The 15927-nt window shown below is 63.2% G+C and carries 12 protein-coding genes and 2 pseudogenes; 3 read left to right on the top strand and 11 right to left on the bottom strand.

Going from position 1 to position 15927, the window contains the following annotated elements; translation table 11 throughout:
• Positions 1-4: 4 nt before the first annotated feature.
• From OKW45_RS25105 to OKW45_RS25075, 7 genes are read right to left on the bottom strand one after another with little or no spacing between them, the layout of a single operon-like run.
• Positions 5-622, bottom strand: coding sequence for a PqiC family protein (locus tag OKW45_RS25105; RefSeq protein WP_429471761.1), 618 nt, complete (start codon positions 620-622; stop codon positions 5-7).
• A 1-nt stretch (position 623) separates the two neighbouring features.
• Positions 624-2270 (bottom strand): PqiB family protein, encoded by a 1647-nt coding sequence (locus OKW45_RS25100; RefSeq protein ID WP_429471758.1) that lies wholly within the window; start codon positions 2268-2270, stop codon positions 624-626.
• Complete coding sequence (locus OKW45_RS25095) at positions 2267-2890, bottom strand: paraquat-inducible protein A (protein WP_026225463.1); 624 nt, start codon at positions 2888-2890, stop codon at positions 2267-2269. The genes OKW45_RS25100 and OKW45_RS25095 overlap by 4 nt, the downstream gene beginning before the upstream one ends.
• On the bottom strand, positions 2887-3573 hold the full coding sequence (locus tag OKW45_RS25090; protein ID WP_239498996.1) for a paraquat-inducible protein A: 687 nt from the start codon (positions 3571-3573) through the stop codon (positions 2887-2889). Before OKW45_RS25090 ends, OKW45_RS25095 begins: the two co-directional genes overlap by 4 nt.
• On the bottom strand, positions 3501-6599 hold the full coding sequence (locus tag OKW45_RS25085; protein WP_429471756.1) for an efflux RND transporter permease subunit: 3099 nt from the start codon (positions 6597-6599) through the stop codon (positions 3501-3503). Before OKW45_RS25085 ends, OKW45_RS25090 begins: the two co-directional genes overlap by 73 nt.
• Positions 6596-7741 (bottom strand): efflux RND transporter periplasmic adaptor subunit, encoded by a 1146-nt coding sequence (locus OKW45_RS25080; protein ID WP_429471753.1) that lies wholly within the window; start codon positions 7739-7741, stop codon positions 6596-6598. The genes OKW45_RS25085 and OKW45_RS25080 overlap by 4 nt, the downstream gene beginning before the upstream one ends.
• Positions 7738-9210, bottom strand: a complete 1473-nt coding sequence (locus OKW45_RS25075; protein WP_429473352.1) for an efflux transporter outer membrane subunit — start codon at positions 9208-9210, stop codon at positions 7738-7740. The genes OKW45_RS25080 and OKW45_RS25075 overlap by 4 nt, the downstream gene beginning before the upstream one ends.
• Before the next feature lie 174 nt (positions 9211-9384).
• Here OKW45_RS25075 and OKW45_RS25070 point away from each other — a divergent pair, with 174 nt between their 5' ends.
• Both OKW45_RS25070 and OKW45_RS25065 read left to right on the top strand, forming a co-directional pair.
• On the top strand, positions 9385-10071 hold the full coding sequence (locus tag OKW45_RS25070; protein WP_429471751.1) for a response regulator: 687 nt from the start codon (positions 9385-9387) through the stop codon (positions 10069-10071).
• 3 nt (positions 10072-10074) lie between these two features.
• Entirely contained in the window at positions 10075-11172 is a 1098-nt protein-coding gene (locus OKW45_RS25065) for a HAMP domain-containing sensor histidine kinase (RefSeq protein WP_429471749.1), read from the top strand.
• 927 nt (positions 11173-12099) lie between these two features.
• Here the strand turns inward: OKW45_RS25065 and OKW45_RS25060 are convergent.
• Positions 12100-12483 carry a Gfo/Idh/MocA family protein gene (locus OKW45_RS25060; protein WP_429471747.1) on the bottom strand — a complete coding sequence of 128 codons (384 nt, stop codon included), beginning with the start codon at positions 12481-12483 and terminating at the stop codon, positions 12100-12102.
• Between the two features lie 116 nt (positions 12484-12599).
• Positions 12600-13012, bottom strand: a pseudogene (locus OKW45_RS25055) (DDE-type integrase/transposase/recombinase); the annotation flags it as partial.
• A 58-nt stretch (positions 13013-13070) separates the two neighbouring features.
• On the opposite strand from OKW45_RS25055, the pseudogene OKW45_RS25050 reads away from it, so the two are divergent.
• Positions 13071-13417, top strand: a pseudogene (locus OKW45_RS25050) (IS3 family transposase); the annotation flags it as partial.
• Between the two features lie 655 nt (positions 13418-14072).
• Here the strand turns inward: OKW45_RS25050 and OKW45_RS25045 are convergent.
• Together OKW45_RS25045 and OKW45_RS25040 are read right to left on the bottom strand one after the other, a co-directional pair.
• On the bottom strand, positions 14073-15011 hold the full coding sequence (locus OKW45_RS25045; RefSeq protein ID WP_429471745.1) for a helix-turn-helix domain-containing protein: 939 nt from the start codon (positions 15009-15011) through the stop codon (positions 14073-14075).
• Between the two features lie 97 nt (positions 15012-15108).
• The gene (locus tag OKW45_RS25040) at positions 15109-15852 is read right to left on the bottom strand and encodes a helix-turn-helix transcriptional regulator (protein ID WP_018418444.1); all 744 of its coding nucleotides are present in this window, start codon (positions 15850-15852) and stop codon (positions 15109-15111) included.
• Positions 15853-15927: the final 75 nt, after the last annotated feature.

Below are 15927 nucleotides of genomic sequence, written 5' to 3'. Positions count from 1 at the left end.
TTGACTACACGCTGCTCTCCAGGGCGCAACCCGGGCTCCGCGAACGCTCCCAACGTCGTGCGTCGGTATCGATCCGGGCAGCCAGCGCTGCGATCAAGCGCTGTTGCGCTGTAACCATCCTGGAGTAGCTGACGTCAGCGGGCTCGTCGAAATGACCCGAGCACACTAAGCGGCTGTTTGCGGCGTCGCCTGCCAAACCCAGACTCCAGTTGGCGTCCAGCTGTACTCGCTGTCCGGGCCACGCATCGAACCGGCGAATCTGGACCTTGATGCTCATAACGGGCTTGCCGGAAGATTGGGGGAGGCCCGCTATGTTCTGTGTTCCGAGCCGCTGAGTGAGTTCGGCAGATAGCGCACCATGCACCTCGTCACCGAGTGGACTTGCCCAGCGTTCGCCGTCAAGCACCGTCACACCGTTCGTGCCTTGCCGCACGACCAGTTGCACCTGATCGAGGTTAGACGGAATGCCCACTGACAGGACATCGATCAGAAAGTCGACAGGCTGCTGCGGTGACGTACCAGCCGACGGCGCAAGTAGCGTGTGGTAGTGGACCGGTTCGGAAGCGCAGGCAGCGAGACCGAGCAGCAGTGCAACCGAGCCCAGGCGGAAGAGAGCATTCATGTCAGTTTCCCGTTGATGCCGGATTGGCGTTCGAGGTGGGTCGCGAATCGCCCGGCATTCCGCGCAGTAGCGCTTCGGGATGACGGCCGAGCATGTCGGCGAGAGTGCGCAGTGAACCGGCGGTACGCTGCAGATCCTGCAATGACTGTAGAAGGCTCTGCTGCAATGGCGCGTCGGCAGCGAACGTGCTTTGCACCGATCCAAGCGCCTGATTCGTTTGCTGCAAGGTCTGCGCTGCGGCTGGCAGAATCTGTCCATTGACGTGTTGTAGCGTCTCCTGCAACCCTGCCAGTGAAGCGTCGAGGCGGCGGCCGATGGAATCCAGCGGAATCTTGTCGATCTTGGTGACGATGCCGGCGATTTGTTCCTGCATGTGGTCGAAGCTTCCACTTACGGTGGGAAGCGTCAGTGGGCGAGCGTGAATGTCAAAGGCGGCCGCTGACGCGTTGGGCACAAATTCAAGCGAGATATAGAGCTGGCCGGTGAGCAGGTTTCCGGAGCGGGCCTGGGCGCGCAAGCCGTGTTGGACCATGCCGGCGAGAAACTGGGCCGCCTGCTGCTCGGAATCGCCGCCGTAAGTCGGCAGTTGCTCGAGCACGCTCCCTAGGCGGCTCGGATACACGACGATGCCGACGACCGAAGGGAAACGATGTTTGGCGGCGTCGTAATCGAGCCGCATCGACACCACCTGACCGATGTTCAGTCCCGAGAATTCCACGGGCGCGCCCACTGCGAGACCACGCAGGGACTGTTCGAAGCGCAACTGTATGGTCTGGCCCGGACCGTCTGGCGGCGCCATCGCGGTCTGTTCGTCCTTGGCCAGCTCGAAGGGGGGCGTGGCCGGAGCGGGATCCTGCCTGCCGTCGGGCGGTGTGGCAAAGGCGATGCCGCCCGCCATGACGGTAGCCATCGACTGGGTGTTGAGCTTCAGGCCGTCGGCGCCTAGCGAAACGTCGACACCGCTCGCGTTCCAGAAGCGCGTGCCTGTCGTGACGAAGCGGTCGTAGGGCGAATTGACGAAAACGTGGAGGTCGACACCGCGACCATCGGCTCCCAGCCGGTAGGACGCGACGCGGCCTACCTGGATACGGCGAAAATAGACCGGGGAGCCAATATCGAGGGAGCCGAGGTCGTCGGCATGGATCATGAAGCTTTTGCCGGGCATGCTGTTAATGACGGTCGGTGGGGTCTCGAGTCCCGTGAAAATCCGGCCGGACTGCTGTGAGGTACCCTTGTCCATGCCAATGTAGGCGCCAGACAGCAGCGTATCGATGCCTGATACGCCGCCGAGTCCGATGCGAGGGCGTACCACCCAGAAGCGCGTATCGGCGCGTACCAAGCTTTCAGCGCTCTTATTCAGCGAGACGGCTGCGATCACGTGCGAGCCGTCCTCGCTCAAGGAGATGGAGGTCACTGTCCCGACCGTCACGTCTTTGTATTTCACCGGCGTCTTGCCGGCGTCCAGCCCGGTCGCGGTCTGGAAGGAGATGGAGATCGTCGGTCCCGTCGACAACCACGTATGGAGCAGTAGCGAAAAACCGATCATCGTGGCGATGATCGGCACCAGCCAGACGAGGGAAACGCGTCGGCGACGCCGGATTACCACGGGCAGGCTCGGCTCGGGCTTTTGCTCACGGATGTCGTTCATGGCTTCTTACCGTCCCAGATCAAGCGGGGATCGAATTGCATGGCTGAAAGCATGGTCAGGATCACCATGCCGCCAAAAAAGAGAATGCCTGCGCGCGGCTCGACGTCGGCCAGCGCATGAAACTTGACCAGTGCGGCGACGATCGCCACCACGAGCACGTCGAGCATCGACCAGTAGCCGATCAGCTCGATCATGCGATAAAGCCTGGCGCGCTCGTGGCGTGCCCAGTGGCTGCCTTGCCGGGCAGTGAGAAGCAGCAGGCCGAGGCTCAGGAACTTCGCGCAGGGCACGGCCACGCTGGCGATGAAGATCACCAGTGCGATCCCGTAGGAGCCGGACGTCCAGAACGCGAAGACGCCTTGCAGTATGGTGCTGTCGCTACCACGGCCCAGCCTGGTTGTGTACATCACCGGCATGGCGTTGGCGGGGAGGTAGAAAATGATTCCCGCCAGCAGGAACGCGAAGGAGCGCGCGATGCTGTCGGGTCGCCGGCGATGCAGCCAGGCGCAGCAGCGCGAACACCGTGCCGGTTCGTTGCCATCGGCCGGTGCTTCGCAGACCAGGCCACATGCATGGCAACCGAGCACGCCTAGTTCTTGTGCGCGAGGGTGTGGACTCATGCTCGCGCACCGCCTTCTGTCAGATCCCACAGCTGCTCGATGTCACGATGAGTGACCAGCGTGATCAACGTCATCAATGCCGCCATGGCCCATGCGCCGGCACCTGGCGTGACCTCCATAAAGCCCGAGAGCTTGACGAGGGCTACGAGAATGCCAACCAACGCAACCTCGACCATGCTCCACGGCCGTAACGCGACAAGCAGCCTCATCGCCGCGGCGAACCCCGGGGCGCGGCGGCCGGACCGCGCGTAGGCCAGCACCCATGCGAGCAGCGCGATCTGCAAAAACGGCACCCCGATCACCGACATCGCGGCCGGTACTGCGATGGGCGCAGCCGCACCGTGCTCCAGCGCCGCCACGGACTGCCAGATCGTCGCTTCGTTATGCTGGCTGCGCAGCCCGATTCGAATCACCGGACAAGCATTGGCGATCACGTACACGATGGCCGCGGCTACCGTCAGGGCCAGCCAGTGATCGACGTTCAGATGGCTTGCGCGATCTAACGTCGCGTGACATTCGTTGCAGCGCGCCGTCTCGCCCCGTGTCAGCGAGGGACGGCGGTAGACTGTATCGCATTCGCTGCAAACGACCAGGTGAGGATAAGTTTTCATCAGGATGCTGTATCTTCGGCGAAGCTGGCATCTTCCGTTCTTGCGATGCGCCTGAACCGGCAGCGCAGCCACTGTTCGAAATCGTCCACAAACGTATATCCGACCGGAATCACGATCAGGCTCAGAAAGGTGGAAGCGAGCAAGCCTCCGATCACAACGATTGCCATCGGCTGGCGGAAGCTGGGCTCCGCCCCTAGTCCAAGCGCGTTGGGCAGCATGCCGGCGCCCATCGCGATGGTCGTCATCACAATGGGTCGGGCGCGCTTGTGGCAGGCGTCCGTCAACGCCTGCAGCCGGCTCATGCCGCGCTCGCGCCGTGCAATCACGGCGTACTCGACCAGCAGGATCGAGTTCTTGGTCACGATGCCCATCAGCATCAGCAGTCCGATCAGCGCCGGCATGGAAAAACTCATGCGGGTAGTCAGCAGCGAGAGCATCGCTCCGCCGATCGATAGCGGCAACGCGCACAGGATGGTGACCGGCTGCAGGAAATCGTGAAACAGGAGCACGAGTACCGCGTAGACGCAGAAGATGCCGATTGCCATGGCAAGGCCAAAGCTGCCGAACAGCTCGCCCATGTGCTCGGTTTCACCTCCTTGCACCTGGTGGACGTTGGGTGGCATATGTTGAAGCGCCGGCAAATGCTGTGCTTCGTCGCTGACTTCGCCGAGCGTGCGCCCATTGAGTTCGACGGACAATGTGATGTTGCGATCCCGGTCTATCCGGTCGATCTGCGACGGACCGCTGCCGATAGACAGCGAGCCGACCGAGGCCAACGTCACGCTCCCATGGCTGCCTGCCACTCGCAACTGACCAATGGCGTCCAGATTCTGCCGCAACGCTGGATCGAGACGGGCACGTATGGCAATCTGCCGTGCGGGGAGATTCAGCTTGGGCAGCGTCGTGGAGTAGTCGCCGTAGGTACCGATGCGTAGGGCGTTCGCCGCGGACTCGGCAGTCACGCCCAGGGCGGCGGCACGTGCCGCGTCTATCCGAAATTGCACTTCAGGTCGTTGTAGTGCTGCACTGGACGTGACGTTGCCAATGCCATGCAGCGTTCGCAGTTGCTTTTCCAGTTCGGCCGCCGCTGCCTCCAGCGAAGCCGGATCGCTGCCAGCCAGCGTGATTTGCAGCATTTCACCGTTGCCGCCGTTGTTCACCGATACCCGCACACCCGGTAACTCGCGCAACTGCGCGCGAATCGCGTCCTCCACCGCTGGCTGCTTTCGGCTCCGTTCGCTGCGCGGGACCAGGTCGACGATCAGTGTCGAGCTGCGCGCGTCGGGCGTGCTGCTGGCGCCCTCGATCGGATCACCGCTGCCGCTGGCGCGACCCACGGAGGCAAAGACGCCTTGTACCTCGGGCAGTTTGCGGGTGAGCGCTTCGGCCCGAAGGACGGTGGCACGACTCGATTCCAGCGTGCTGCCAGGCGCCAGTTCGAGCTTCACCTGTGTCTGCGACTTATCCTGCAGCGGAAAGAAGCCCGTCTTCAACGCGGCAACCATCGCAAAGGAGAGCAGCAGGAAAGCGCCGACGGCCGTCATCGTGCGGCTTCGCTTGTCGAGACACGTGCGAACCCAGCGCAGATAGCGTGTCATCAGCGGGCCGTCGTGCCCGGTATGACTGGCTGCCTTCATCAGATAGGCGGCCATCATGGGGGTGAGCAGGCGCGCGACTAGCAGCGAGATCACCACGGCCACCGATGCCGTCACGCCGAACTGCCGAAAGATCAGCCCAGGGATTCCGGTCATGAACGCGGTCGGCAGGAACACGGCCACGAGGCTCAGCGTCGTCGCGACGACGGCGAGGCCAATCTCGTCGGCGGCTTCCATCGCGGCTCTGAACGGGGATTTCCCCATGCGGAGATGGCGCTCGATGTTCTCGATTTCGACGATCGCGTCGTCGACAAGAACGCCGACCACGAGCGAGAGCGCGAGCAGCGTCACCGTATTCAGCGAATAGCCGGCCAGGTACATGAAGCCGAACGTCGGGACGATCGAGAGGGGCAGTGCCGCCGCAGAAACCACCGTGGCCCGGCCATTGCGCAGGAACCACCAGACGACCGCGATGGCAAGCAGCGCTCCCTCGATCAGCATGCTCATGGAGCCTTCATAGTTCTCTTCGACTGGCGTCACCGTATTGCTCGCCTCGGCGAGGCGTACTTGCGGGTGCGCGGCGGCGAACGCCGCTGCGGCGCGCCGCACGTCGTGCAGAACGGTTACGTCGGAGTTGCCCTTCGAGCGGGTGATCTGCACGCCGATGACCGGCACGCCGTTCAGGTACGCGTATGTCGTGCGGTCCGCGGCGCCATCGCTGACACGAGCGATCTGATCGAGGCGCACGCGCCGACCGTCGCCAGCGGCGATGGTCAGCGCGGCCAGGTCCTGGACAGTGCCGACGCCCGTCAGCGTGCGCGCCGCTTGCCGCTGGCCGCCGATGTCGCCTTGGCCGCCCGAGCGTTCGCGCTGCATCGACTTGAGCTGGTCCGAGACCGTTTCCGCCGTCAGGCCAAGACCTGACATCAGCGCAGGATTGAGGTCTATACGCACCTCTCGGTCGACGCCGCCGATGCGCTCAACCTTGGAAACCCCTTTAACGGAGAGCAGTGCCTTGGCCAGATCGTCGTCGACGAGCCAGGACAGGTCCTGGTCATCGAGCACCCCGGAACGGGCCGTGTAAGTGAGCAGAGCGGCGCCCGCGGTGTCGACTTTCGACACCGTAGGGGCGGCCATCTCGCCTGGCAGTTCGGCACGCGCGCTGTCCACAGCATTGCGCACCTCGCTGAGCGCGGCCTGCGGATCTTTTTCCAGCTTGAACGTGACGCTGATGCTCACGGCCCCGTCGGTAATCTTCGTCGTGATGTGGTCGAGTTGCGACAGCGAGGTTAGTTTGTCCTCAATCTTGCGGGCCACCTCGTTTTCCAGTTGCGACGGGGCCGCGCCTTCCAGCAATGCGGAGACGTTGATGGTCGGCAGATCCATCTCAGGAAAATCCTGCACCTGCAGCTTGTGAAAGCCGACCAGGCCGAAGACAGTCAGCAGAATAAAGCACAGCACCGCTGGCACGGGATTGCGGATCGACCAGGAAGAGATGTTCATAGAACTCCTCCTTGTGCCATGCCAGCTGCTGCAGCGATGCCGGCGAGCCCCTTGTGCTGCACCACCTTCACCAGCGCGCCTTCAGACAGGAAGCCGCCGCCGCTGGCTACCACGCGCGTACCGAATTCGAGCCCCGAGATAATTTCGCAGCGGCCGTCGCGATGGCGTCCCGCTACCACGGTGCGCCGAGCGACAGTCGCGCCGTCGGGATTCAGCACGTACACATCGGTGCGGCCGTCGCGCGGCACCAGCGCCGATTCCGGCAGCGTCCATACCTGTGCCGTATCCAGTTCGATGGTGCCGCTGGCGAACATGCCGGGTTGGGCGCCGTGTCCGTTCAGTGCAACGTAGACGATGGCCCGGCCGGTGTTGGTCGACAGCGTGGGTGAGACTAGCCGGACCTTGCCGTCGACCACTTTTCCGTCCGGCAACGTCACGCGCGCTGACTGCCCTGCGCGAATACGCGCCAACTGCTGTGCATCGACCTCAGCCTGCCATTCGATTCGCCCTTCGCGAATGAGTCGGAACAGCTCGGTGCCTGCCCCTACCACGTTGCCAAGCAGCGCCGCGCGCGACGAAATGATGCCATCGTCTACCGCGACGATGCGCGTTTGCGACAGGGCGATACGCCTGTTTTGCAAGTCGGCTTCGGCCGAAGCCAACGTGGCGCGGTCGACGGTTTCTGTGATGCGGTATTCATCCAGCTTCTGCGTCGATAGGGCACCGCTGTCGGCGGCCAGCCTGGAACGCTTCACGTCGGCCTCGGCCTGCTCCAGATTGGCGCGTGCCTGCGTAACTGCGGCCTCCTGCTTGCGCACGTCCGCTGTTGCCGTTGCATCGGCGAGCCGCGCGAGCATCTGGCCGCGCTTGACCTCACTACCTACATCGACGAGCAATTCGGTAATGCGCAAGCTGCCTGTCTCGGCACCGATCACCGCTTCCTGCCAGGCCGCCGTGCTGCCATTGGCCTCAATGGTGTCAGGCCATGGCAGGTACTGCGGTTCGACCAGGCTGACGGTGAGTGCGGCGGGTGGCGTTTGCGTCTCGGCGTGGGCTCGCAATCCAGGTGTCAGCCGCCAGGCGGCTGCTCCGGCAACGATGATCAAGGCTGCCAATGCGGCCTTAGGGGGACTCAGCTTCACTGTGTGATTCCTTGCAAGGTGGCAGGTGTAGTGGGCGCGGGATGGCCAGCCGAGATCACCGCATCATTGCCCTGCCAGCCACCGCCCAGGGCCTTGTAGAGCGCGATCCAGCTGCGGATGCGGTCGCGCTGCAGTTCGATGTTCGTGATGTCTGCGCCGGTCAGGGAGCGGCGCGCCTGTTCCAGCGTCAGCAGCGTGTCGAAGCCGGCGCGCCAGCTGGTTTCCACGGCGCTCTCATAGCGGCGGTATTGTTCGGCAGCGCGGCGCGCATCGTCGCTACGGCGTGCGGCTCCATCCAGGTCGGCGAGTGCCACCTCGACCTCCTTGATCGCCGTACGTACCGCACGGCGATAGGCCGCGAGTTGCGTGTCATAGCTGGCCTGCGCCGAATCCACGGCAGCCTTGCGCTTGCCCGCATCGAACAACGGAACCGACAGGCTTGGCCCGAACGACCAGGTGGACATGGGGGCAGTCAGACTGGTGGCCGAGAGCCCAACCGAGCCGGACAACGAGAGACTTGGGAAACGATCGGCGCGGGCTTGCCCGATGGCGGCATAGGCGGCGGCCAGCGCGCGCTCGGACGATGCCAGATCGGGCCGTTGGCGGATGAGGTCGGCGGGGGCGGTCTGCACACGGAATGCGGCCGGCCGGGGCAGATCCGGCGCTTCCGGCCGGTCGACGATGTCGCGCAGTGCCTGCTCGCCGTCACCTGTGAGCTCCACCAGCGACTTGATCAGTTCTTCGCACGCGACGTGCTGCTGCGTGGCTGTTGCGTTTGCGCTGGCCGTGCTGGCTTGCGCGAGATAGCCGTCCGAGGAGGGCGTCATGCCGGCGTGGACCGCCGCAAGCGTTGATTTCTCGGTCTGCGCGTACGACGCCGCGGACTGGTCATACGCGCGCGCAAGCTGGCGGCATGCCCGGTACTGCACGTAATCGTCGGCAACCTCGGCAGCCAGCGAAACGCGCGCGTCATGCCAGTCGTCGACGCGCGCTTCCAGTTGCGCTTGCGACGATTCACGGCCTGAGCGCACCTTGCCGAACAGGTCGATTTCCCAGGAGGCGTCGAGCGTGCCGCTGCGCGTGGTCGTCAGGCTCGTGAGGCTGGTATTGCCCAAAGCCATGACGGACTTATCCCGCATGACCGACCCGCTGCCGGTCAATGCGGGCCACGCATCAGCGCTGCTGGAAGCCAGCGTGGCGCGCGCTTCGTTGATCTGGGCCACGGCCTTCGCGAGCGTCGGGCTGTCGGCCTCGGCCGTGCGGATCAGTTCTGCAACCGCCGGGTCATCGAAGCGGCGCCACCAATCAACCAGGTTCTCGACGCTTGCGCCATGCGGCAGTTCGGCCTGCCAGCCAATGGCTGCGGCCACCCGTGGCGCCTGGTAAGGCGGCTGCAATGCGCAGGCGCACAACACAAGGCTGCCCGTGACGGCGGCCAGCCATGCGCGGTGGCGCCGGTTTTGCTCCACTTCATTCAATGCACGCTCCCTTGCCCGCTTCGGGCCGACGAGCGCTATTGTCCGGAGCGCATGATCTAGCGCGGTATGGCCAGGTTAAGTTGCGTAAAATTCGGCGGGAAAGGCTTTCTCGTGCCATACCGGCTGCGCCATACTGGCTTCATGATGAACCTCGATCGAACCTCCATGACGTCGGTGCTGCTGATCGACGACGACGCCGAACTGACCGGCATGCTGGTGCAGTATCTTGCCCACGAAGGCTTTGCCGCCGAAGTCGCGCACGACGGGGAGGCCGGTGTGGCACGCGCACTGTCCGGGGGCTTCGCCATCGTGGTGCTCGACGTCATGATGCCGCGCCTATCGGGCATCGAGGCGCTGCGCCGCATTCGCTCGGCCAGCCGCGTGCCGGTGCTGATGCTGACGGCCCGCGGCGACGAGATAGACCGCATCTCCGGCCTCAATCTTGGCGCCGACGACTATGTCCCGAAGCCTTGTACGCCCGGCGAACTCGTCGCGCGGCTGCGGGCCATCCTGCGCCGTGCGTCCGGCACGAGTACGGCGGGCTCCAGCAACCCGGTCCACGCCGGACCGCTCATGCTGTGGCCTTCCAGCCGGCGCGCCACCTGGCAAGGAAATCCGCTCGAATTGACCGGCACGGAGTTCAGCCTGCTCGAAATTCTGGTCCGTCACGCCGGGAAGCTGGTCAGCAAGGAGGATATCTCGCTGCAAGCTTTCGACCGGCCGCTGGCACGCTTCGACCGGCGCATCGACGTACACCTCAGCAGCATCCGCCAGAAGCTGGGCCAACGCCCCGACGGGCAGCCGTGGATCGTCAGCGTGCGCGGCATGGGCTACCAGCTTCTGACGGACTGAACCATGCAACTGCCGCTCGGACGCCTGTTCTGGAGATGTTTCGTTCTGCTTTGGCTCGCCATGGTGGCGGCATTCGCGTGCGCCGGTTTCTATCTGTACTTGACTGGACATAACCCGCCCCCGCCCAGTGCGATGCCCTCGGATCTGCGCATCCCCGTGCTGTCGGGGGCCGCGGTGGCGCTGCCAGTGGCCTTCGCGCTCGCCTGGTATCTGTCCAAACCGTTGCGTCATCTGAGCCAGGCGCTGCGCGACGCGGCGGGGGCGCGCTTCGAAGTCCGTGTCTCGCCCGCACTCGGCTCCCGCCGCGATGAGTTCGCCGATCTGGCACGCGAGTTTGACGACATGGCCGCGCGTCTCCAGCAGGCCGCGATGCAGCAGCGTCAGCTCTTTCATGACGTGTCGCACGAGCTACGGTCACCGTTAGCGCGCATCCAGGCTGCGATCGGGCTCATGCAACAAGAGCCCGAATCAGCAACGGCGATGGGCGAGCGCATTGCGCGGGAAGCGGAGCTGCTGGACCAGTTCATTGAAGAGCTTCTGACTCTGCATAAACTGGAGGCGGGCGCCATGAACCCGGCGCGCGAACGCTTGGATATCATCGAACTGCTGGCCGACATCGTGCAGGACGCAGCGTTCGAGGCGCAGGCGCGCAGCTGCGCGGTGAAATTGGACGCGCCAGACACTTTTGTGGCGGAGGTCGTCGGAGAACCGCTTTACCGCGCTTTCGAGAACGTCGTGCGCAATGCCATCAAGTACACCGCCCCTCATACAACCGTGGAGGTTCGCGCGCGCACATTTAAATCGTCTCAAGGGGCAGGCGACGGAGCCGGGTGGCTCGAAATCAGCGTGGGCGACAGAGGCCCGGGCGTACCTGTGGAATCGTGCGAAGAGATCTTTGAACCGTTCCGGCGCCTCGAGTCGTACCAGCGCGATGCTGCGATGCGGTCAGTGCCCGGCACCGGTCTGGGGCTGGCCATCGCCCGGCGAGCACTAGCGCTGCACGGTGGCGATATCCGAGCCACGCCGCGACCGGGTGGTGGTCTCCTTGTGATAGCACGTTTGCCGAGCATGGCGGCGCCAAGCAAGCCTGCGTCGCGATAAAAGAGCGAGGCCACAACCGCTGGAATTTCATCGTCGACTTTCTCTCGTGCATCGGCTCCCGGGCGGTCGTGCGGACCGTCGCAGCACCACCCTTGGGTCAGCATTCCGTGCAAATCAACACTCCGCAGTCCGGCGCCTGCCTGTGGACGTAGCCGATGCACATGAAAGAGTTTGATCGCTGATGCCGCACGACTGCCCCGGAACAGGGCGAATTCTCTACCGGCGGGCGAAGGCCGACCGACGTAGCGCGTGCGAAAGATGTACGTCGTCAGTACCTTCCATCCATTCCCTCTGCTGTCCTCGTCCGGCCGAAGGCAATGTGCCGGTGACAAACGCTCACGTCGCAGGTCTGCGTCAACGACACGGGCAGGTTATGCACACGCCACCTCAATATGCGGCGCAGACCACGTAGCGTCGACGCTCGCTGGCCATTGACTCAGAAGTGCGCAGGACCGGGCCCCGGCGCCAAGGGGACCAGGAGAGGCACGACCGGTGGTGGCGGGGGCGGAGGCGGCGGGAAAGGTGCAAGCGGCACGCAGGCGGACAGGAGCAACGACGATATCGCCAGCACGGCGGACATCTTCCCGACAATCTGAAGCCTTGTGGACAAGGCAAGCCTCTTCCGTCGCTCCAACTCGTTGGCGATGGCGACAGGGTCTGTCTGTTCAGGCGAGAGAGGCATCTAGAAGTTCCTGGTTGGTCGATGGGGCAGACCGGTGCGGGCGATCAATCTGCAACTGATCGATAGTGAAGAACTGATTTCGGTCGTTGTCCGTTGCGACTAACAGGAATCTTAGCCGCGCCTTGGGTTCAACGCCGTTCGACAGCGTTAAGGTAAGTAAAAGTCCAGAACCGGTGACGCCGTTGGTCTTGGTAAGAGGATTGATTCGTGGCTGTCGCGCAGATATGCGACACGATCCTTCGGCATCACGGGCGCGGCGCACGGTCTCCCGCACGGAAACATTTACGAAAATCCGCCTCGGCCGGACGGGTGTATCCCGTTTCAATCACGCTGAGCGAACCGTCCTCCGTTCGCAAGTTCAGCGTTGCGGTATCTTCGACCAAAAGACTTAGTGCCGCATTCGACACGGCCGCCTCGACTTCGACAACAGCGGACCCGTTAATGCTGAGGACAAAATCAATCGCATGATGTGCTAGGTTCATCATGCAGCCTCCGCCAGCTGCGACAGGGTCGATCAGCCAAGGTGACGAATCGAGGAATCGGAGCGGGCTTCCCGCGATGATGCGAAACTGAACACTTTCAAAATCCGACAGTGGCAGCGCAGTTAGCGCTTCGAGTGATACGCGCATGCAATTGAGCCTAAAGTGAAAAGCCCTATACGAATGCACTTGCGCTGCGCGCTGCTGCCGCGACGCGCCGTACGTCGTCGCTAGAAGTTCCGCACGGCTTCTCGATGGAAAACGGAATGCCTCTTTCCAGATGCCAGATGCGAGAGCGCTGTTGGCACATCAGGCTTGTGCAGAACAATGTAATCGTGCTTGATGGTCTTCACGAACGACTCGGCCATGCCGTTACTCTGCAGCGATCGAACGGGTGTAGTCAACGCTCCAGACCCAGCTCACGAGCAAAGCTGCGCGTGCGTGGTCGATGTAAGCGGAGCCGTTGTCCGAGAGCAATTCGATGCGCGCACCTGTCCCGGTCGTGCCGAAGCGTTGCTCCACCGCTGCGAGCATCACATCACGCACGACATCGCCGCTATGGCCGCCAGTAGTCGCTGCCCAGCTGATGGCTTCCCGGTCGTGGCAGTCCAGCGCAAACGTCACGCACAACGGCGAGCCGTCATCTACGACAGAATTCAAAGCGGTCCGAGCACCAGCGAAGATCACCGTTTTTTCTGGTGTATCAAAAGGAAACCGGGGTGAAGATGAGACGACTGGCCGGGGGACGACCAATGAAAACGGTCTGTGATGTTCTCGGCGTGGCGCGCTCTGCTCTCGCAGTCAAAAAAACGCGCTCTCGGGACTGGCAGGATGGGTGCCGCGCCCGGCATACCGACGATTCGGAACGGTCGCTGCAATCCACGAGCATGTGGCAGTGTTGCTGACGTATGGGTATCGGAAAGTCTGGACACTGCTGCGACGTAGTCACGAAATGACTGGTGATCCGTGCGTGAACGCCAAGCGCGTCTATCGCGTCGTGCGCGACCATCAGTTGCTGCTTCGGCGCCTTGGCCAACGTCGCGATACCAGCCGGCAAGATGGACGCATAGCCGTTGACCAGAGTGTCCTCTAATTCGGCTAATGTGACTGCCGAAGGAGGCGACAGATACGCGAGTTACAGGCGACAGCAACGAGACTACGGAAGGTAATGTATTTCGATGCTAGGGAATGCCGATCTACCGAGGCGAACGAAAACGCCGTCATGTGTGGGACTTTCTGATTTACATCGGCTACCTAACCAAGGTGGTATGTGGACCTCGACAACCGAAGTGTCATGCTGCGCCCAGTTAGTCGTTCCGGGCGGAGTGTCCGCCTTCGATCAGAGAGCCACGCTAGCATAATTAACGGACAGCATTAGCGCCCTGACGGGCACCGCTAGCAGAATTAGCGATCTCCAACATATGTTGTGCACGCGGCGGGGATCCTTTCGCTGTGCTGGACTAGTCAACTTTAGCCCTGTTTTCAGGACAAAACGCAGTTTTCGACGTTGGGGACAAGCATCCACCTATGCCACGTCGCAACCCTATACCTCCGAACTCCGCCTGCTTTGCTGAGATGCGCCCGATGGTCTGCCGCCGCTCGGTTCTCACGGCTTTTCCATCGACGCGCCTGCGTTAGCAGAGTTAATGGGGACGCTAGCGATTCTATGAACAGCATGTGCGTCAACTACGAACTGCAACAAATGCGCTTGCGTCACCGGCATGCGCGGCGCCCTCGCTTCAGCATTTCCTGGGCGTTTGCGACGGCAACTCGCCGAAGAGTTCTCGGTATTCGCGTGCGAAACAGCTCAGGTGCGTAAATCCCCAGCGGGCGGCCGCGTCACCGATCAGCAGTTCAGCTGAAGCGGTCGAGCGCAGAAGTTGTCGTACCGCGTTGAGGCGGATCGACCGTAAGTACTCGACGGGGGTGACGTTTGCGACCCGATGGAAGCTCGTCTGGAGCGTGCGGCGGCAGCAGCGCAGGCGACGGCACAGGTCTAGCACCGTGAGCGGCCGGTCGGCCTGGTCGTGCACGAGCCGCTCGCAGCGCCGCACGATGTCGCTGTAAGTGCTATGCGTGAAATCGCGCGTCGCGTCCGCCGCAGAGTCGAGAAGGCCCAGCATCAGGCTCACGACTTCGTCCTGAAAGAACTGCGTCACCGATGGTTCGACGAGGCCGGCCGGGTTGCTCTCGCCGGCTTCGAAATAGCGCGCGAGGCCCGCGCGCAGAACGGCCACGCTTTCACCCGACACCGGCAGCACATGCTTCCTGAGCTGGCGCACGGCCGCGTCGCCAGCCGTGATGCCGACGAGTTCCTCCATGATCCCGGCCGGCAGGCTGACGACGACGTAATGCATCGACTCCGGAGTATAGAGCTGAAACTCCTCCCTCTCGCCGAGCGCCATGATCGCATAGCCGTCGACTGCCTGTCCCTGAAACGTGCCGTGCATCGGCGCATAGAGCGGAACACCTATCGACCAGAGGCCCGTCGGCGAGACGCCCGTCTGCGCGACGCGCCGGTTGGTGGCCTCGCAGTAGAACTGGAAGCCGGGACCATTCGCCTGAAATAGCGTGCCCTCGAAGCGACCGGGGGTGATCTGGCGGTAAGCCTGCTCCCAACCGGGGACCGCGTGCGACAAGTCGTGGGCATCGGCAAGGGTGGTGCTGCGAAATTCCATTGTCCTCTCCTGCGAAACCCGACGCGTTCTGACTGACCTGGCGAACTCGGACTGTCGTCTCAATGATGGCGGTTCGAAATTACATTCAGCTTTCTCATTAAAAGAACAGCGCGCCAACGAGCTCCGTCCGGCTCGACACGTCGAGCTTGCGGAACATGCGTAACAGATGCGTTTTAACAGTCGGCTGGCCCAGCGCGAGGGTGCGTGCTATCGCCTTGTTCGACAGGCCATCCCGGACGAGTCGGGCGATCTGCTGTTCCCGATGTGTGAGTCCAGCGCCATCGGCGGCACGCGCGCGCAACGGTCGTCGGTCTTTCACCGACGGCAACAATCCAACTTCGAGCAGGGGCTGGACGGCCTGCACGCGGGTGAATTCCTCATTGGAGAAAGGACCGGCGGGCATCATGCGCAGCAACGAAAACGCGGCCACGGGCTGGCTGCCGTCGCGCACCAGCACCTCGATCACGTCGACCACCCTGTGCGGATTCAGGAAGCGCTGCCAATAGACCGAGCGCTCGCGCAATGGCAGCGGCAGCTCGCTGGCGAGCGACACTACGTTGCATGGCTCAGCCGCGATACGCGAAGGATGCAGCGGATCGAGCCGGCTGTAGCGCTGCAGGTAGGTCCGGTGCATCGACTCTGCCACGCCAAACAGTTCGAACCCTGACGGCTCCTGGTCCGCGCCGATCCAGTAGAAAGCCGTCGCGGTTGGCCGACTCAGGCGCGCGAGCGCCGTGACGCTCGCCTCCAGCGCATGCACGAAGGCGGCAGGCGCGGTTCCTACGTCTGCGCCCGCGGGATTTCCAGCGCTACCTGTGACATCGCGAAGTATGGTCGACATGCCGGCCCCCCCAGTTCGTGCTCCGCCGACAATCCTAGCGGCGCGAGCAGAAACGCGTTAGCACGGATCGGCAAT

It is taken from the genome of Paraburkholderia lebeckiae (assembly GCF_050436225.1).
Lineage (GTDB): Bacteria > Pseudomonadota > Gammaproteobacteria > Burkholderiales > Burkholderiaceae > Paraburkholderia > Paraburkholderia tuberum.
The sequence above is the reverse complement of the archived record's forward strand: the minus strand, read 5'-3'. Positions and strand labels throughout refer to the sequence as shown.

Coding starts and splice junctions, on each gene's coding strand:
- OKW45_RS25105 (WP_429471761.1), bottom strand. CDS start 622: ATGAATGCTCTCTTCCGCCTGGGCTCGGTTGCACTGCTGCTCGGTCTC.
- OKW45_RS25100 (WP_429471758.1), bottom strand. CDS start 2,270: ATGAACGACATCCGTGAGCAAAAGCCCGAGCCGAGCCTGCCCGTGGTA.
- OKW45_RS25095 (WP_026225463.1), bottom strand. CDS start 2,890: ATGAGTCCACACCCTCGCGCACAAGAACTAGGCGTGCTCGGTTGCCAT.
- OKW45_RS25085 (WP_429471756.1), bottom strand. CDS start 6,599: ATGAACATCTCTTCCTGGTCGATCCGCAATCCCGTGCCAGCGGTGCTG.
- OKW45_RS25070 (WP_429471751.1), top strand. CDS start 9,385: ATGACGTCGGTGCTGCTGATCGACGACGACGCCGAACTGACCGGCATG.
- OKW45_RS25065 (WP_429471749.1), top strand. CDS start 10,075: ATGCAACTGCCGCTCGGACGCCTGTTCTGGAGATGTTTCGTTCTGCTT.
- OKW45_RS25060 (WP_429471747.1), bottom strand. CDS start 12,483: ATGCGCGTATCACTCGAAGCGCTAACTGCGCTGCCACTGTCGGATTTT.
- OKW45_RS25045 (WP_429471745.1), bottom strand. CDS start 15,011: ATGGAATTTCGCAGCACCACCCTTGCCGATGCCCACGACTTGTCGCAC.
- OKW45_RS25040 (WP_018418444.1), bottom strand. CDS start 15,852: ATGTCGACCATACTTCGCGATGTCACAGGTAGCGCTGGAAATCCCGCG.